General features: G+C 47.2%; 11 protein-coding genes. 1 reads left to right on the top strand and 10 read right to left on the bottom strand.

Annotation, left to right across the window (positions count from 1 at the left end):
- The 9 genes from QUA03_RS06815 to QUA03_RS06775 form a co-directional block, all read right to left on the bottom strand.
- A partial coding sequence (locus QUA03_RS06815; RefSeq protein ID WP_333210742.1) for a tetratricopeptide repeat protein occupies window positions 1-1,594 on the bottom strand: 1,594 nt, incomplete at its 3' end.
- Window positions 1,591-2,934: an ATP-binding protein gene (locus tag QUA03_RS06810; protein ID WP_333210740.1), complete on the bottom strand. Its 1,344-nt coding sequence runs from the start codon at window positions 2,932-2,934 to the stop codon at window positions 1,591-1,593. The genes QUA03_RS06810 and QUA03_RS06815, both read right to left, overlap by 4 nt.
- Before the next feature lie 146 nt (window positions 2,935-3,080).
- Window positions 3,081-3,599 carry a Ycf51 family protein gene (locus QUA03_RS06805; RefSeq protein ID WP_333082593.1) on the bottom strand — a complete coding sequence of 173 codons (519 nt, stop codon included), beginning with the start codon at window positions 3,597-3,599 and terminating at the stop codon, window positions 3,081-3,083.
- A gap of 77 nt (window positions 3,600-3,676) precedes the next feature.
- Complete coding sequence (locus QUA03_RS06800; protein ID WP_333210738.1) at window positions 3,677-4,735, bottom strand: adenylate/guanylate cyclase domain-containing protein; 1,059 nt, start codon at window positions 4,733-4,735, stop codon at window positions 3,677-3,679.
- A complete protein-coding gene (locus tag QUA03_RS06795) occupies window positions 4,732-5,106 on the bottom strand; it encodes a response regulator (protein ID WP_015177895.1) in 375 nt (124 codons plus the stop codon). Before QUA03_RS06795 ends, QUA03_RS06800 begins: the two co-directional genes overlap by 4 nt.
- A complete protein-coding gene (locus tag QUA03_RS06790; protein ID WP_333210737.1) occupies window positions 5,099-8,818 on the bottom strand; it encodes a response regulator in 3,720 nt (1,239 codons plus the stop codon). Before QUA03_RS06790 ends, QUA03_RS06795 begins: the two co-directional genes overlap by 8 nt.
- 296 nt (window positions 8,819-9,114) lie before the next feature.
- Window positions 9,115-11,628: an MASE1 domain-containing protein gene (locus QUA03_RS06785; protein WP_333210736.1), complete on the bottom strand. Its 2,514-nt coding sequence runs from the start codon at window positions 11,626-11,628 to the stop codon at window positions 9,115-9,117.
- A 547-nt stretch (window positions 11,629-12,175) separates the two neighbouring features.
- Entirely contained in the window at window positions 12,176-13,516 is a 1,341-nt protein-coding gene (locus QUA03_RS06780; protein ID WP_333210735.1) for an ABC transporter substrate-binding protein, read from the bottom strand.
- A 65-nt stretch (window positions 13,517-13,581) separates the two neighbouring features.
- Window positions 13,582-13,842, bottom strand: a complete 261-nt coding sequence (locus QUA03_RS06775) for a hypothetical protein (RefSeq protein WP_333210734.1) — start codon at window positions 13,840-13,842, stop codon at window positions 13,582-13,584.
- 795 nt (window positions 13,843-14,637) lie between these two features.
- Between QUA03_RS06775 and fmt the strand changes: the two genes are divergently transcribed.
- The gene (fmt, locus tag QUA03_RS06770; RefSeq protein WP_333210732.1) at window positions 14,638-15,636 is read left to right on the top strand and encodes a methionyl-tRNA formyltransferase; all 999 of its coding nucleotides are present in this window, start codon (window positions 14,638-14,640) and stop codon (window positions 15,634-15,636) included.
- 84 nt (window positions 15,637-15,720) lie between these two features.
- On the opposite strand, the gene QUA03_RS06765 is transcribed toward fmt, so the two are convergent.
- Window positions 15,721-16,962 (bottom strand): exonuclease SbcCD subunit D, encoded by a 1,242-nt coding sequence (locus QUA03_RS06765; protein ID WP_333210730.1) that lies wholly within the window; start codon window positions 16,960-16,962, stop codon window positions 15,721-15,723.
- Window positions 16,963-16,992: the final 30 nt, after the last annotated feature.

The raw sequence follows: 16,992 nt of genomic DNA, 5'->3' as shown, positions 1-16,992 counted from the left end.
GTTTGAATTCTAAGGCTTTGTCGTAGGAGGCTATCGCTTCTTCCCATCTTCCTAAATTACGCAGTGCATAGCCCCGATTGTTCCAGGCTTCGTATGAATCTGGTTTGAATTCTAAGGCTTTGTCGTAGGAGGCTATCGCTTCTTCCCATCTTCCTAAATTACGCAGTGCATAGCCCCGACTGTTCCAGGCTTCGTATGAATCTGGTTTGAATTCTAAGGCTTTGTCGTAGGAGGCTATCGCTTCTTTCCATCTTCCTAAATTACTCAGTGCATAGCCCCGATAGTAGCAGGCTGCGTCATCATCTGGTTTGATTTCTAAGGCTTTGTCGAATGAGGCTATCGCTTCTTCCAATCTGCCTAAATTACCCAGTGCAATGCCCCGATAGTACCAGGCTTCGTCATCATCTGGTTTGATTTCTAAGGCTTTGTCAAAGGAGGATCTCGCTTCTTCCACTCTTCCTAAATTACCAAGTGCAGTGCCCCGATTGTTCCAGGCTTCGTGTAAATCTGGTTTGATTTCTAAGGCTTTGTCGTAGCAGGTGATCGCTTCTTCCAATCTTCCTAAATTATCCAGTGCAAGACCCCGATTGTACCAGGCTTCGTATGAATCTGGTTTGATTTGTAAGGCTTTGTCGAAGGAGGCTATCGCTTCTTCCAATCTTCCTAAATTACTCAGTGCAATGCCCCGATTGTTCCAGACTTCGTATGAATCTGGTTTGATTTTTAAGGCTTTGTCGTAGGAGGATCTCGCTTCTTCCCACCTGCCTAAATTACCCAGTGCATTGCCCCGATTGTTCCAGGCTTCGTGAAAATCTGGTTTGATTTCTAAGGCTTTGTCGTAGCAGGTGATCGCCTTTGCATATTCTTCAGCATAGCTATACAATAAACCTTGTTCAAAAAACAATTCAGCTTTTTGTTTGGGTATTTGCCCATCCTCATCAATTAAAGTTTGAATCCTCACCAATTCCCGTTTTCGTTCTTGGGGAGTCAAAGCTAGATAATCTTCTAGGTTCCCTCTTTCCCAACAAGCCTGCCTGGATTCCAGTTGCAGCAGTTCTTTATCCATCGACAACTTAAATAAACTCGATCGCCAATCAAAGAAATCCGGCGCCCGCTGAATAAAATAATCAATTGCAAACTTAGGCAACAGAAAAACAAAACAAATTTTAAAATTATCTCGAAATCGTTCTCGCTGCTGGTTTAAATTAATTAAAACAGGCGGCACACCCCGCCAACTGTAAGAGTAAATATCCTTACTTTCCCAGCCGATATCCTTTTTCTCTTGTTCGTATTCATAAAGTGAATATTCTAAACCCTGGACGAATAGGACATTGATGCGATCGCGATTTGGCAACTCTTCAATTAGATTGTAAAAATCATAAACCGATTCCTTCAGCCGCAAAACCTCAATTTTTTGCTGCGGAATATCTGTTTTAACTCTAGTAATCCAGCGTTCTCCCTCCGCCGGCGAACACTCAACAAACAACAAGCTAAAGCCTTTTGTCCGCTTGATACTGCGTACCAGATCTCGATATTCTTCCTCCGGTTCTGCTGGTGGTAAATCTTCGTCCCAATCAATTGCTTCTGGTTTCATGACTGAAGTATAGCGACTGCTTCCTTAAATTCCGGAATGCCTTTAATTAGCGGGTGAACATCATACCAAGACAGGATGTCTTCTTCTTCTTCCAAGTATCTGTATTCCAAAATACAGCGACTAAATAGCAAATTGCGGTGCTGTTCGTCATTCAGTATCCGACGAGAAAGAGATACTTGTGCTAAAATAGACCATTCATTTTGTCCGGCAGTTTTGCGGTAGACATCCCGCAGGTTCGCAATTGCCCTTTTCGCTGCTTTCGCAGTAATGGGCAAATTATCCGTCTTCTTGATAGCTTCTTGCATCATCAACATCAAATTCCTGACGTGGCCTCCACTCATCAAACACAGCCGTTCAAGAGTTTCTGCGGTGTCAAAAAAATCTGTTTCTAAAGATAAATGCGCGTCAACTTGTTTTACCCGCTTCTCAATCAACTCTTTCATTTTAGCAAGTCCCGGCGGGTGAACTTCACCGCTGGGTTTGCGTACCATAATCATCGGTAGCACTTGGGGAGGATTGCTATAATTATTGCTTAAATCGGCAGCGCGGTTAGAATGCACCATCGAAATCGGTACGGTGTAAACTACGTGACATTTTAAAGCTTTGAGTTGTTCGCTGCGGTCTAAGAAAATTTCATCGAGATTGCTACGTCCTCCTGGGTCTTTGGAAAACGGCACAATCCGATCTAAATTATCGGCTATCACCACCAGTTTTGAATATTTGCTGGGCAATTTATTTTTAGCATTGACAATAAACTCATTCAACGCATCAATCAGCGTTAATGTGTAGGGATTAACTTTTTCTCGAATTTTTTGGCGCAAACTCGGTTCGTTTCTCACATTCGCCGTCAGCTTGGCAAACTGAGAAATTTGCATCTCTAAGTTCAATGTTTCAAAAGATACTTCTGACAGGGCTAAATCTTTTAAATCGTTCCAGCGGCTTTCCATCCAATCGCGCAAAGGTTTTGGATCAGCATCTTTAATTGCTTCTAAAAAGTGCCTGGTGCAAGCGAGCAAAATATCTGTGTATTCTGTATCTTCGGGATTGATATCTTGTTCGTCAGCAGCGAAATAAACGACAAAATAACCTTGTTTTTTTAGATGATCCTCTAGGCGCAGCAATTCGGTTGATTTTCCCGCCCCCCGGTGTCCGGCGTATAACTGATACTGATAAGTCATCTGTTTGGAACGCTGAATGTTGCGGCCCAAGTCTAGGGTAATATTGTCATCTCCTCGCACTTCTTGACAGTCAACATATTGCGGGTCGCCTGCTGGTAAGGGATAAAATGGGTTAAAGGCATCGGTGAGGTCTGTTAGTAATTGTTCTGTATTTTGAGTCATAATTTTTTTTAGTATTTTTGGTTTTTTATAGGCTCAACCGCAGATTTAAGGCCGATGAACACGGATAAACGCAGATAATTTTAATAAGAGCGATCGAATCTATGCAAAAGGCTGGGTGCACATGGAGCACCCAACAATCACTACTTTTAGGCTTGGTATTTTTTCAAAATTGCGACTTTTTCGGGGAAGATTTCGATCGCCATTTTGTCATCATAACGAGTGGCGAGCGATCGTCTCACCTCGCCCAAAAACAGTGGCTGCGACAGCCCAGGTTCAGGATGTACCACTGTACGAACCCGGATTGTCATGTAGTCTCTGCCCCGCCCAGAGCGCCCTGGAGAGTACAAATCCGCAGCCGCTTGCTGCATCGTTGCTTCTAATTCCGATTCGGTGATCGTAGGTGGCACAGTAACTACTGTTTGAGCGCCGCCAGTATCGTAAACTAAAGAATAGCGAACTGCACCCGGAATTTCTGTACGAGAAAACAGTCCCAAACCCAGACCAAATATACTCGCAGCAATTACGCCCATAAAGCTTGTCACTCCTACCAATCGGAAGCGAAAACCCCATTTGAAGATAAATGCTATAACTGTTAAAATAGCCAAAGCTACTGTCAGAATTCCCGCCCATTGGGCGTACATTAAAAGGTTAGAATTTACGCTCATTTGATGATTTGTTGACTGTTGACTGTTGACTGTTGATATTAGTTACCGCTACTCGATGCCCAATGCCCAATGATTAATTAAGCGTTTCGGGCCACAAGCAGATAAGTCATCATATCGCCTTTCCCCTTCACGGGAATCACGCCACGCTCCTCAAAAACGTACTTACCCCGCAAGCGTTCGTAGGTAGCAACTGTCACCTGAATGCTGCCGGGGACGCCTTGAGATTCCATCCGGGAAGCTGTATTTACCGTATCTCCCCACAAATCGTAAGTAAATTTTTTAGTACCGATTACCCCAGCTTCTACCGGGCCTGTGTGGATGCCGATGCGGATGCTGAGTGGCTGACCTCCCTTGGTATGTATCTTAGTCATTGCTGCTTGAATTTCCAGCGCCATTTCGGCGATCGACTCGGCGTGATCCTCGCTGGGCGTCGGCAAACCGCCAACCACCATATAAGCATCGCCGATCGTCTTAATTTTCTCAAGTCCGTAGCGCTCGGCCAACTCGTCAAAAGCCGAAAAAATCTCGTTGAGCAACTCCACCAATTGGGCCGGCGATAAATGAGCCGAAAGCTTAGTAAAACCGACCAAATCGGCAAACATCACTGTTACCTCAGCGAAACTGTCGGCGATCGTAATTTCCCCGTGTTTGAGGCGCTGTGCGATCGCCCTCGGTAAAATATTTAACAGCAAACGCTCAGACTTTTCCTTTTCCTGCGCCAACTCATGTAAATATGCCTGTTCCTTATCCCGCAGTCGCTTCTTTTCCAGACAAGCGCTAATCCGAGCCTTAAGCAATACCGGATTGAACGGTTTAGAAAGATAATCCTCCGCGCCCAACTCTATACACCGGACGATACTGTCGATATCGTCCACCGCCGAAATCATAATCACCGGGATATGGCGCAACTTTTCATCCGCCTTCAGACTTTCGAGCACTTGATAGCCGTTCATTTGCGGCATCATAATGTCTAGCAGAACCAAATCAAAAGGCTCTGTTCGCAACATTTCCAGAGCTTGGAGACCATCTTCAGCAACAGTCACCAGATGGCCTTGACGCTGAAGTCGGCGGGCCAGCAAATCGCGGTTTACCTCATTGTCGTCAACAACCAGCACGCTGCCCTCGTCACCTTTCATGTCAGGGCCTCTTTCAGAAGAGTTTCAATTTTACCCAAAAGTCGGGGAAACTCGACCGGTTTAGTGTCATAGTCATTGCAGCCTGCAGCCAGACACTTTTCACGATCGCCCGCCATTGCGTGAGCCGTCAGCGCAATCACCGGAATCCTGCTAGTTTCAGGAGCCGCCTTAATTTGCTGCGTTGCTTGCCACCCGTCTAGAACCGGCAGACTCATATCCATCAGAATCAAATCCGGTACTTTCGCGAGCGCCATCGACACTCCCTCAGCACCGTCAACAGCAATAAAGACCTCGTGTCCCTTGCGGGCCAGACGCCTGGAAAGCATATCCCTATTCATTTCGTTATCTTCGACCAACAGGATTTTAGCCATTGGTGTTCTCCTTGCCTTTCGAGTCGTACCTGCGATCGAACCTGTCATTCACTATAGAGCGAACATCGCGCAACAAACTATCGCAACTGTAGACTCCCTTTTGTAGCACCCGCTCGACGTAGCCGTTTAGCTGCTGGCTTTCAGCCGGTGTCAAGTTTTTCCCCGTGATCACAACAATCGGTATAGGATCTCCCGAATGAGATTTGCGAATTTCGCTGAGCAACTCAAAACCATCCATTTCTGGCAACATCAAATCCAGTAATATCAGGTGCGGGCGAGCAACTTTTAGCCGATCGAGAGCAGCGCGTCCGCTGTCAGCTTCCGTTACTGCCCAGCCTTGTGTTTCTAGTACGCATCGCAGTATTTCGCGCGTGGCAACGTCGTCTTCCACAATGAGAATCTGACAGGTCAAATTGTTACTTGCAACGCCGTCTTGGTCGCGTCGGTACTTGTTCAACAAGGCAGCCAGCCGTTTGCCGTCCACTGGTTTGGTGAGGTAGTCCGAGGCACCCAATGCAAAGCCGAGGCTTTTGTTGCCCACAAAGGATAGCAGGATTACGGGAATTTCGGCAAGGTCAGGGTCTGCCTTCAGCGCTGAGAGTACCGCCCAGCCGTCCATTCCGGGCATGATCACATCCAGGGTGATGGCGTCTGGCCGTAGTTGCTTAGCGAGCCGGAGAGCTTGCTCGCCACCGCCGGCGACTTCTACGTGCAGTCCTTGGCGACTGAGGGCGCGCTCGATTAAATCCCGCGAGATCGGGTCGTCGTCAACTACCAGCACCGTGCCGACAGCGGGGGCATCGGGAGGGCTAATGCTGTCGTGGACTTTGTTGGGGATTTCCGGATGTGTGATGGCTTTGGGCAAGAGCACGGTGAAAGTGGTGCCGGAGCCCAAGGTGCTGCTGACCTCAATGCTGCCGCCCATCATTTGACAGAAGCGCTGGCTGATTGCTAGTCCCAAACCGGTGCCACCGTACTCGCGGGTAGTCGAGGCATCACCTTGGGTGAAAGGTTGGAAAACTCGCTGCAATTGCTCTTGTGTCATGCCGATGCCGGTGTCGGCGACGCGGAAACTTAAAAATTCGGAGTTGGAAATTAAAATTTCGGAAGATTCCTCTTGATTTTTCATTTTTAATTGTTCATTTTTAATTCTTTCCACTCCGATCGCAATTTTCCCGTTTTGTGTGAACTTGGCAGCGTTGCTGAGCAAATTAAGCAGCACTTGCCGCACTTTTGTCATGTCCGCGTGCATGGTGTCGAGGTTGTCTGGACAGTACACTTCTAGGGTATTACCGTTTTTCTCGACCAGCGGCCTGGCCGTGGCAACAGCACTTTCAATTAAGGTATGAATGTCGAATGTTTCTAAGTAGAGATCCATTCGGCCTGCTTCAATTTTAGAAATATCTAGGATGTCGTCAATCAGGGACAGCAGGTGTTTGCCGGCGCTGCAGATTTTTTCGAGGTCGGGGACGGATTCGCAACTGCCCAATTCTTCGGCTTCTTCTTTAAGCATTTCGCTGTAGCCGATGATGGCATTGAGGGGTGTGCGAAGTTCGTGGCTCATGTTGGCGAGAAATGTGCTTTTTGCCCGGTTGGCTGATTCTGCTGCTTCTAGGGCCAACTGCATGGCGGATTCTGCCTGTTTGCGATCGGTGATGTCTTGGACTGTGCCTTCGTAGTACAAAACGCTGCCGTTTTCGTCGCAGATACTGCGCGCGTTTTCGGAAATCCAAATCGTGCTACCGTCTCGGCGGTATATTTGGGATTCAAATTTTGACACTTGGTGGCGCGCGCCCAATAGGGCCATAAACTCGGCGCGCCGATGGGGGTTAACGTAAAATTGACGGTTGATATCGGTGAGTTCCGCGAGCATTTGGGTACAGGATTCGTAGCCGTAAATTCGGGCTAGTGCGTTATTGCCGCTGAGGTAGTGCCCGGTCGGCGTTGTCTGGAATATGCCTTCGACTGCGTTTTCAAAGATGCTGCGGTATTTTGTTTCGGATTCTCTCAAGGCTGCTTCTGCTCGCTTGCGCTCTAGGGCATTGGCGAGCATTTCTCCTACCATTTTTAGCTGTGTGGATATTGTGGATATTTCGGTGGCTCGACCTGCTGTTTGCTGTAAGCCCTCGAATCCGATAAATCCTACTAGGTTTTTACTACAAATTAGGGGAATAATTATCAAGAATTGAATATTTCTTAGCTGTTCTTTTAATTCTAAATTATTTAGGGAAGCGTCACTCGAAGGTATTAAGGCGGTTGCTGTTTGATTGATTGTTTGGGATGGGGATTCTGTCTGGAATTCGCCTGAATTGTGACCGATCAAATAGCCAATTTCGGCGATTGCTGGGGGCGGGAGTTCGCCGATTTCTGGAATATAGAGGCATTCGGCGCGATCGAGTTTTTCTGCGATCCAAGGGATTTGTGCGATCTCTATTGGTTTGTCGGTGCTGTTTTTGACTGCCGGAATGCTTTCGCCGCACCACTCGTAGGTTTTGTGGGCGCGGGTTTTGTCGAATGATAACAGGTAGATGTAACTGCGGTCAAACCCGCTCAAGGTGGAGATCGATTGCAGGGTTCGATCGATGCTTTTATCTATTTCTGATAAGGGCTGGCTGATGAAATGGGTTGACAAACGGGCAATCAACTGAGCGAATTCTATTCGATACTGCAAAGATTGTTCTACTTTTTTGAGTTTTGTAACGTCTCGAAAGCTCCAGACCCTACCGACTGTTTTCGCTCCGACTTTTGAGGGCAACGAATTTAATTCAAGAATTCTTCCGTCTTTAAATTCTAATAATTCGCTGATTTGAGTATCTGAATCTGCCGACACTTTAATCACGTTTGGGAGAAATCTTTGCGGGTATTTTAATTGTTCCCTGTCGAAGGGGAATCCTGTTTTGAGCGTGTTTTTGAGTATGGCTAAGGTCGATCGGCTCAACTTTCCTTGGCTGGAGGACAAGCCCCACATCTCTATAAATTTCTGATTATAATTACATATATTGCCGTTTCTGTCAACCGCCAGAATTCCTGCATCTGTAGATTTTAGAACTGCTTGCAGTATCGAGAGCGATTGCTTGTATTCTCTAATGTCAAAAAACATCAAGACTGATATTTCGCTGCCCTCAACTGCGGGATAGAAAAAATAGGAAACTGGTAACATCTTGCCGTCGCTACACAAAAACTCGTCGTCCCAATTGTTGCAACGTTGACTGGAAGCGATCGCCTGTTGTAAATCTAGTGTAGGTGCGATCTTCCCATCTTCAGTATTGCTGGGTGACTGTTTCGTAGCCATCAAAACTTGGGATTTGTTACCTTTCTTTTGCTTCCCGATGCGTTCTAGCAGAGAAATGCCTGCAAGTTCCGACTCTCGCCACCCCAGCAAGCGTTCTGCCTCTGGATTCACCGAGATTACACAGCCCTTCGCGTCAAGGATACATAATCCCGCTCCCAAGTTGTTGAGACTCATCGGCAGTCGATCGAATTCTGAAGCTGTTGGAGAGTCTTTAGGGGACTGGGGCGAGGAGGCAAAATCCTGCTGCGCCATCGACTGGGAACTCAAACAAGCTTGCAGCAGCGGTTCCTGCTGGCTCCGGGTTCCGTCGTAGCTACAACTTACCTGCTCTAAGAATAGCTGCCACTGCTCGGCAGTGGGAGGGGGAGACTCGCTGGCTAAACCGAGCTGTTCGAGTTGGCGCTGGAGGTCGGGATGCATAATTTCTGGCGCTTTGTAGGCAACTTTCTACAGTATATCTTTTTAATTAATAATATTATATATACGCAGCTATACAGTTAGTCGAAAGCTACGGGATCAAGCAAATCCTAGGTTTGATCGAAAAGCCTATTGAGCATCTCTGCTCTCCAAAAAACTTTAAACTGCGCTAATTATATCCTAACGGCTTTAATGATTTGGCTATATGTTTAAAATCTCGATACCTGCTAGCGAAAGAATCAGCGAATTGCGGAGGCTAATAAAACTGGCAACGCTCGAAAAGAAATGTCAATAAATTATTATTTATCAGAATTTTCGGTTAAAATTGAAAGGTCGGTGAAAATAGCTGGCAGTCGAATGATAAAGGTAGAACCTTTGTCCACCTCGCTGAATGCGGTAATGTCTCCGCCCATCATTTCGCAGAATTTCTTAGTAATCGTCAGCCCCAAACCAGTGCCGCCGTACTTCTTAGTAGTTGAGGAATCGGCTTGGGTGAAAGGCTCAAAGATTCTGGCTAACTGTTCGGGACTCATGCCAATGCCGGTATCTTTGACCGTAAAAATGATCCAATCTTGAGCGGAAGATAAGAGAGACAAGCTATTTTCAGCTTGGCCACCTCCTCTATACGCTCCCAGTTTTTTGCCTTTGTTTGCAGCGTCGGCGGGGATTTCGCCGGATCGGGTAACGGCGAAGGTAATCGCACCGGAGCAAGTAAATTTCGCGGCATTGCTGAGGAGGTTGAGCAGAGACTGCCGGAGTTTAGTCAAGTCTGTCTGCATCGAGCCAATATCCTCGGAGCATTGTATTTCTAGGATATTGCTATTTTTGTCTGCCATCGGCGCGATCGTGGCAACTACTTCCTCAACCAGAGTTGGAATGGTGAAGGTTTCGACGTGCAAGTCGGTGCGGCCTGCTTCAATTTTGGTCAAGTCGAGAATATCTTTAATCAGCGCGAGTAGGTGCTGACCGGCCGTGTTAATTCTCTGGAGGTCGTCGATGAACTCTTCGGCACCAAGGTCTCGGGCGTCTTCTTGCAGAATCTCGCTGTAGCCAATGATGGCGTTGAGGGGGGTTCTGAGTTCGTGACTCATGTTGGCGAGAAAAATGCTTTTAGATCTATTTGCAGCTTCGGCGGCTAATGCGGCCCGGCGGAATTCTTCGGAACGCAAGCGTTCGGTGATGTCGGTGGTCATGATTAAAACGCACTGAGTGCTGCCGAGGTGGATGAGTTCCACTGACAGCAGCCAGTCACGCACTTCGCCAGCTTTGGTGCGAATTTTGATTTCTTGGTTGCTGATCGAATTTTGTGATTGCAAAATCTGGGCGAGCCTCCCCCCGTCTTCTGAATTGAGAAATATACCTAAGTCGCTGGGAGTGCGGCCGATAAATTCGTGCCGCAGCCAGCCTAATGAGCGCAAAAAGCTTTCGTTGGCATCGAGGAAGCATCCATCTGTGAGGGTGCAGATGCTGATCCCGACTGGGGAGGCGTGAAAGGCCTTGGAAAATCTTTCTTCTGAAGAACGCAGCGCGGCTTCGGCTTGCTTTCTGTCTGTGATGTCTTGGACGGTGCTGGTGATGTAGAGGGAGTTGACGTCGGCTTGTTCGTAGACTGTGCGGTTGCTACCGTCGGGGAGTATGAGCCTGTAATCGATACTGTAAGGTTGTTGCTGAAATAAAGCGGCTTCGATCGAGGTTTTGACTAATTCTCTGTCTTCAGGGTGTACGTATTCCAAGAAGGCTTCCAGGCTGGGTTCAAAAGTTCCCGGTTGCTGTCCCAGGATGCGGTAAATTTCCTCTGACCACCGCAATTGCTGGCCGTTGCGGTCTAAGTCCCAGTTGCCTAGCTGGGCGATGCGCTGGGCGTTGGCGAGGCTGGCTTCGCTGGCGCGCAGGGAGGCTTCTGCTTGGTGGCGTTCGGCGACGGTGGCGGCTAAGACTAAGCCGGTGACGGCGATGACGGCGATGAAGGCTTGCAGGGATAACAGCGCTTGGGGGATACTGCTGGCGTGTTTGAGGAAGGGGCCGCTGCCTCGGGCGATACCCCAGATGGCGAAGCCGCAGAGGATGAGGTTGGAGAGGGCGGTGTAGCGCTGACCGAATCGAAAAGCAGCCCAAACTACTAGGGGAAATGGTAAGTATTCGAGGGGATAGCGGGCGTAGGCGGCGCGGGTGCGGGAGCAAAAGACGAGCCATCCGACTGCTAGTAGCAGCAGCAGCCAAATCGCTCGTTCAGCTATCTGTTTGCGATGGGTGGGGACTTTGGGCAATTGTTGCCACGTCAGCAGCAGCGGGGCGACGAGCACAATTCCCATAGCGTCTCCGACCCACCAAGTCCCCCAAATCGTGCCAAAATCGCTCCAGCTAGATATACCACTCAGGCATACGAGGATGCTGCCGATGGTGGAGCTGATCAGGGTAGATCCCAAGGCTGCTAGCCCGACTATTCCTAAAACGTCTTTGAGCCGATCGAGCCCGGCGCTAAAGTTAAGGCCTTGGAGTAGATAAGTTCCCGTCCACGCTTGCAGGCTTCTGGCGCCTGCCGAGATCAATGCCGTGACGATGTTGGCCGACGGTACGTTCATGCTGAACAGGAAGCCTCCGATCGCGATTCCCGGCCACAGTTGTCGCCCAAACAGCAGCAGGGCGACTTGGGCAATTCCTGCTGCTGGCCACATCGGGTAAATTTCTGAACTGAGGGTGAGGGTGGAAATGGCGAATTGTGATGCCCAATAGTAGACCAGGGCGATCGCGCCTACTGCGAGGAAGTACCGCCAGGAATGTCCTTTGATTGCGTTAAGGAACTTTGTCTGCATTGTCGTTTGGGGAAAAGGTGGACGGTTGTTGGGATCTCAGGATGTGGCACGGGACAGGCACAGGGTAGAGAAAATGTTTCTATTAGGTGATGGTAGGTCATGGGTGGTAGGTAGTGGGAGAAGCTTTTGAGCTAACTTTTTGTGGTGCCGTTGAGGGAGCGGTTTTTTTGTTTGATCAAATCTGCCCATGAATTTCGGGAGTATCGCTTTTTTGTAAATATATCTCTAATGGCTAAGCAATTGGTTTGTAAATTTTGGTTTTTGTTAAAAATTTATTATCGAGCGAGAGCGGGTGTCTTTTTGTATCGGGCCATCGTAACTCAATTTACCCTAACATCTTGCACCATGATCAATAATACCTAAAATACCAATAACAGCGACGTAAAATCTCTGCTTTTAGGTAAGTTTCGGGCAATAAACACGGTTTCTGATTAGAATTGCAGGCTGTAGTGATTTTCACTAGATTTTTAACCATCAATCGAGGTTTTAAGTTTTTCGATCGAATACAGTGAAAGCGGATATATTACAGGAAAAAAAATTTTTTTGTCTATTTCTCTTTGGCTGTTGCAATATCTAAGGTTAGTGTCAAACGCTCTTGAGATTCTTTAAGCGCGTCTTGGGGGTTGCGGCCGAGAAGGGTTGCCTCTATGGCGCGACCGAGGTTTTCTGACAGGCGGGAGTAACCTGATATAATGGGTCGCGCTCTGGCTGACTTCATTTGTTCTAAAAATACTCGCAAAACAGGGTTTTTTTCCACAAAGCTTTGATAAGCTTGGCTCTGTCTCGATTTTAAGTTAATGGGTAAATAACCTGTTCCCAATGCCCATGCTGTTTGGAATTCTTCACCTATAACGTATTCTAAGAATACTAGGGCTGCTCGCTCTCGTTCTGGCGAGGTTTTCATTAAAAATATGTTTTCACCCCCTACGACGGCTGCAGGGCGTTTGAGGAGCGGTAAAGGCATTGCTGCGTAGTCGATCGCGCTTTGCTGCAACTGTGCTAGCGTCCACGGCCCGGTGATTTGCATGGCGACTTTCCCGGCGATGAAATTGTCGAGTTCGTAACCGCGTTCGGGTGCTGACAATATTGCTGAACCTTCTTTTAACAAGTCGCTCCACAATTCTAAGGCGGCGTGAGAACCGGGATTATCTATTTGGGGTACAGGATTTTGAGGTATTTCGCCTTTGAGTTCGCCGCCTGCGCTGAACATGAATGGCAGCCAGGTAAATACTGTCCATTCTCCTTTGCCTAGGGGGAGCACTATGCCGTGTTGGTCTGTGCGGCCGTCTCCGTTGGTGTCGCGGGTGAGCGATCGGGCTACTTGCTTTAATTGCGCCCAATTCTGCGGCACTTTTTTGATTCCTGCTGCTGCAAATAAGCTGGGACGGTAAAATATGGCGACGTTGTTTGTGCCTAGGGGAACTGACCAAGTATGTCCGCTGAGTTCCATTGACTCGAAGAGTGCCGGGTCAATTTCGGCTTTCCGGGGCGATTTGTCGAGCCAGTTTTCTAAGGGTTCAATTGCGTCGAGTTCTGCTAGTTTTCCTGCAATTGAGGGGCCATTCCACAGCAAATCAGGCGGTGCATTTCCAACTATTGCTGTTAGTATTTTTGGTAGTTGTTGGTCGGGCTGACCGATGTAAACTGGTTTGATCTGGATATTGGGATGTGTTTTGTTGAATTGGTCTGTGAGGGTTTGAAATACGTCGCGGTTTGGCGGGGGATTGATGCCGTGCCACAGTGTGAGTTCGAGCGGCTCGCCGTTTTTTGATGCGGGTGGGATGCTGTTTTGACAGCCGCTTAATATTAGCAGATTTAAGGTAATTAAAATGCAGATCGCTAGTTTGAGTTGTCTTTTAGTTGCTTTGAATAATTTGGATAATATCATTTTTTATTTAGATTCAGGGAAGAAATTTTTTTTAACCGCAGATGAACGGGGATGGACGCGGATAGTTAGAGGTTGGTAAAAGGAGCTAAATCTTGAAAATCTGCTGGTAGCTGATTTCTTTCTCCATCGGAGGTGTTTTGAAACAAAACGGTGAAAGCTCCTGCTCCTAGTCTATCTTGCGGCCACATCCGATAGCAAGGAATTTCTGTCAGGTGCGATCGATCTTTTACTAAATGAGGAACTGTAACAGGCGGAAATTCTGGCAATTTGCTTAATAGCGATTCGCTGACTTGTTCCTGTTCTGCGCTCGAATCGTTGCAGGTCATGTAAGCACGATAACTTGGCAGCGCGACAATTTTACCAGAATTAGCTAAAATTATTATTTTTTGGGGGTGGGCATTGCTTATGATTAAAGCCTCGGGGTGCTTTGTATCCTTGGGCTAAGATTGATTGACCAGTACAAGGAGCGTCTACTATTACTAAAATAGCAGTTTTTGGGAAATTTTTCCAGAGTATTTTTGAATCGAGGTTCGGGACGACCCATGATTTAATTGAGTAGCGCCTGACGTTGAAAATCAGGATTCATGCGCTTGCCCATGACTTCGTTGCGAAAGAGTCATAAGAGTAATTCTGGGTTTAAAGTTTTCCAGGTAAATACACTTTTTTTTTTGTTTTATATAAAGAATGGATGTGAAGTGATGGGCGAAGTTAAAGCAAAGGTAAAGTTAATTAATGCAGTAGATGAAGTCCTTGTGTGTCGCGGACTGTTATCTGTTGAGTCTAGTTTACCTGAGTGTCAGTCGATTTTAGATTTTAGATTTTAGATTAAAGAATTGAAGCATTGACCCCACGGATGAATTTGGGGGCTTGTATCCTAGATGATTCCGACTTGTGCGATCACCTTTTTGCCGATCGCACAAGTCGGAACTATCGTCGATGTGTATAATTGAGGAGGAAACTACCATGATTGGAGTCCTAGACGCATTGGGAGCTATAAACCCGCTTGATTGGTAGATTTCTTGTTTTGACAATTCAAGACCGTATCTAGAGGAATCACGGTTAATTCACGCCTACACGCTCTAACTGATGACTGCTAACTACTTACTAATAACTAAAAATATATGAAAATTGTCTTTTTTGGCACTCCCGATTTTGCTGTTCCTAGTTTATCCAGTTTGCTAAGTCACCCAGAATTTGAGGTTGTGGGTGTGGTGACTCAGCCGGACAAGCGCCGGGGAAGAGGGAATCAATTGATGCCTTCACCTGTAAAAGATGTGGCTTTAAATCACAGTCTCCCGGTTTGGCAGCCGCAGCGAATCAAGAAAGATACTGAAACAATTGCCAAATTGCGAGAAGCGGAGGCGGATGTGTTTGTAGTGGTGGCTTACGGCCAAATTCTTTCTCAAGAAATACTCGATATTCCTAGTTTGGCTTGCGTTAACGTTCACGGTTCAATTTTGCCGAAGTATCGCGGTGCCGCGCCGATTCAGCGCTGTCTTTTTGACGGGGAAAAGACAACAGGAATTACTACTATGCTGATGGATGCTGGGATGGATACGGGGGCGATGCTATTGAAGGCTTTTGCTGGTATTTCGCTGTTGGATAATGCTGATTCTTTGGCGGATAGGTTGGCGGAAGTTGGGGCGGATTTGTTGATAGAAACTTTGGTAAAATTGAGAGACGATAAGGTTAAAGTTGTTGTTCAAGATGATGCTGAGGCGACTTACGCACCGATGATTAAGAGTGCGGATTATGTGTTGGATTGGTCGAAAAGTGCGATCGCCCTTCACAATCAAGTTAGGGGCTTTTTCCCGGATTGCACGACGACTTTTCGTGGCAATTCTCTGAAGGTGATAGCTACGGTGCCCGTCGGGCCGGAATATTGGCTGCAAATGCCAGCGGATTTGAGAGTTTTGGAACGCGAATGGCCTGTTTTAGCCCAGTTGTCGGGCGCAAATGGGGAAGTTGTCAAGATTGTGAAGGGGTTGGGGGCGATCGTCCAAACCGGTGATGGTTTATTATTATTGCGGGAGGTGCAGTTGGCGGGGAAAAAGGTGCAGTCTGGGGTGGATTTTGCCAATGGAACTCGGTTGGCGGTGGGTGAGATTTTTGGGAGTTAAATAGTATATTTAGGGCGGGCAAGATGCCCACCCTACAATATTTGACAGCCAAATCATTTTGTAATTAGATGCGCGATTCTTGACCTAAAATTCTACCAAAACTTCCTCCGCGCCGCCCAACAAACCCTGCGCCGCTTCCAACATACTCTCCGCAACATCTTTCAAATCTTCGCGGCTGGCCAGATAAGTTTTCAAAGCTTCTAACGGTTCTATACTATTATTAGCATTCAATTCTGGCAACCGCGGCCTCGCTAACTGACTGACTAATTCCGGCTGAATTGTGTAGCTGTGCGCTTCGCCCAGAAGTATGTGCAATTCAGCATTGTCGATTAAATCTAATTGTTCCGATCGCAATTGGTAAATCAATCTCACAACCGCATCTTGTATCTCTTTCTTGCCAATAGCTTTAACTAACTCGGCTTGCGGATTTTCCGATTCGGAAACATTCACTTTAATCGTCTGAAACACCCGCACGGGCAAAGTACAAAATTCCCACTCAGCTTTTCCCCGTTCCAAATTAACTAACACAAAACCTTTATCTTCTTTCTCTTCGCTAAAATCAACTCGTTCGATACTTCCGGGATAAATTACGGGCGGATTGTTGGAAGCATTGAGATTTTGGTGTTTGTGAACGTGGCCGAGAGCAACGTAATCAAAACAAGGGCGAGTTAGCATGGAAACGGGAATGTTAAAACCTTTGCCAACTGCTAAAAAACGTTCGGCGCCCAAACTCGCTTTATCTGCCATTAAGTGCGCTAAAAGTACGGTTGGTATGTCGGGGTTTAGGCGGCGAATTTCGCCTTCCATTGCGATCGTCAGTTTTTCGGTTAATAATTGGTTAACATCGCCCATAGACAGGCTTTCAGTCTCGGAACGTGTCATTAAGGTCGATCGAGTCAACCAAGGTAATGTTACCACCTGTACGGGCCCGCTGCGGGTTTGAATCAGGTGAGTGTCCAGGCGATCGCCTACAATAAACTTAGGTATCCCCAAAGTCCGGTAAATTCCCAAACTCGCGCCGCCTTGTCCCTGAGAATGTTGGTCGTGATTTCCTACTAGCAAAACCGTCGGAATTTGCGCGTCAACCAAGCGGCTGAATTGGCAAGCAAAAGCCTCTTTGACAAACGGTGGAGGCGTCGAATCCGGGAAAGCATCGCCGCCGAATATTACTAAATCTACGGGCTCAGAAATTGCTCTATCCATACATTTACTCAGCGTCGCCGCGAAGTCTTCCAGCCGCGTATTTAAACCGGTTTCTGGATTAATCCGGCCGTGGGAAAAACCGCTGCCCATGTGAATGTCTGAAAGGTGTAAGATTTTAATCATTGTTTTTTCTATTTGTTAGCTATCGTTTCG

This window comes from Microcoleus sp. S36b_A4 (assembly GCF_036700645.1).
Taxonomy (GTDB): Bacteria; Cyanobacteriota; Cyanobacteriia; order Cyanobacteriales; family Microcoleaceae; genus Microcoleus.
This window is presented reverse-complemented; position numbering and strand designations above follow the sequence as displayed.

What these genes read in the sequence shown, in the direction of transcription:
- QUA03_RS06785 (WP_333210736.1), bottom strand. Translation starts at nt 11,628, where the DNA reads ATGCAGACAAAGTTCCTTAACGCAATCAAAGGACATTCCTGGCGGTAC.
- QUA03_RS06765 (WP_333210730.1), bottom strand. Translation starts at nt 16,962, where the DNA reads ATGATTAAAATCTTACACCTTTCAGACATTCACATGGGCAGCGGTTTT.
- QUA03_RS06795 (WP_015177895.1), bottom strand. Translation starts at nt 5,106, where the DNA reads ATGGCTAAAATCCTGTTGGTCGAAGATAACGAAATGAATAGGGATATG.
- QUA03_RS06805 (WP_333082593.1), bottom strand. Translation starts at nt 3,599, where the DNA reads ATGAGCGTAAATTCTAACCTTTTAATGTACGCCCAATGGGCGGGAATT.
- fmt (WP_333210732.1), top strand. Translation starts at nt 14,638, where the DNA reads ATGAAAATTGTCTTTTTTGGCACTCCCGATTTTGCTGTTCCTAGTTTA.
- QUA03_RS06800 (WP_333210738.1), bottom strand. Translation starts at nt 4,735, where the DNA reads ATGAAAGGTGACGAGGGCAGCGTGCTGGTTGTTGACGACAATGAGGTA.
- QUA03_RS06810 (WP_333210740.1), bottom strand. Translation starts at nt 2,934, where the DNA reads ATGACTCAAAATACAGAACAATTACTAACAGACCTCACCGATGCCTTT.
- QUA03_RS06790 (WP_333210737.1), bottom strand. Translation starts at nt 8,818, where the DNA reads ATGCATCCCGACCTCCAGCGCCAACTCGAACAGCTCGGTTTAGCCAGC.
- QUA03_RS06780 (WP_333210735.1), bottom strand. Translation starts at nt 13,516, where the DNA reads ATGATATTATCCAAATTATTCAAAGCAACTAAAAGACAACTCAAACTA.
- QUA03_RS06775 (WP_333210734.1), bottom strand. Translation starts at nt 13,842, where the DNA reads ATGACCTGCAACGATTCGAGCGCAGAACAGGAACAAGTCAGCGAATCG.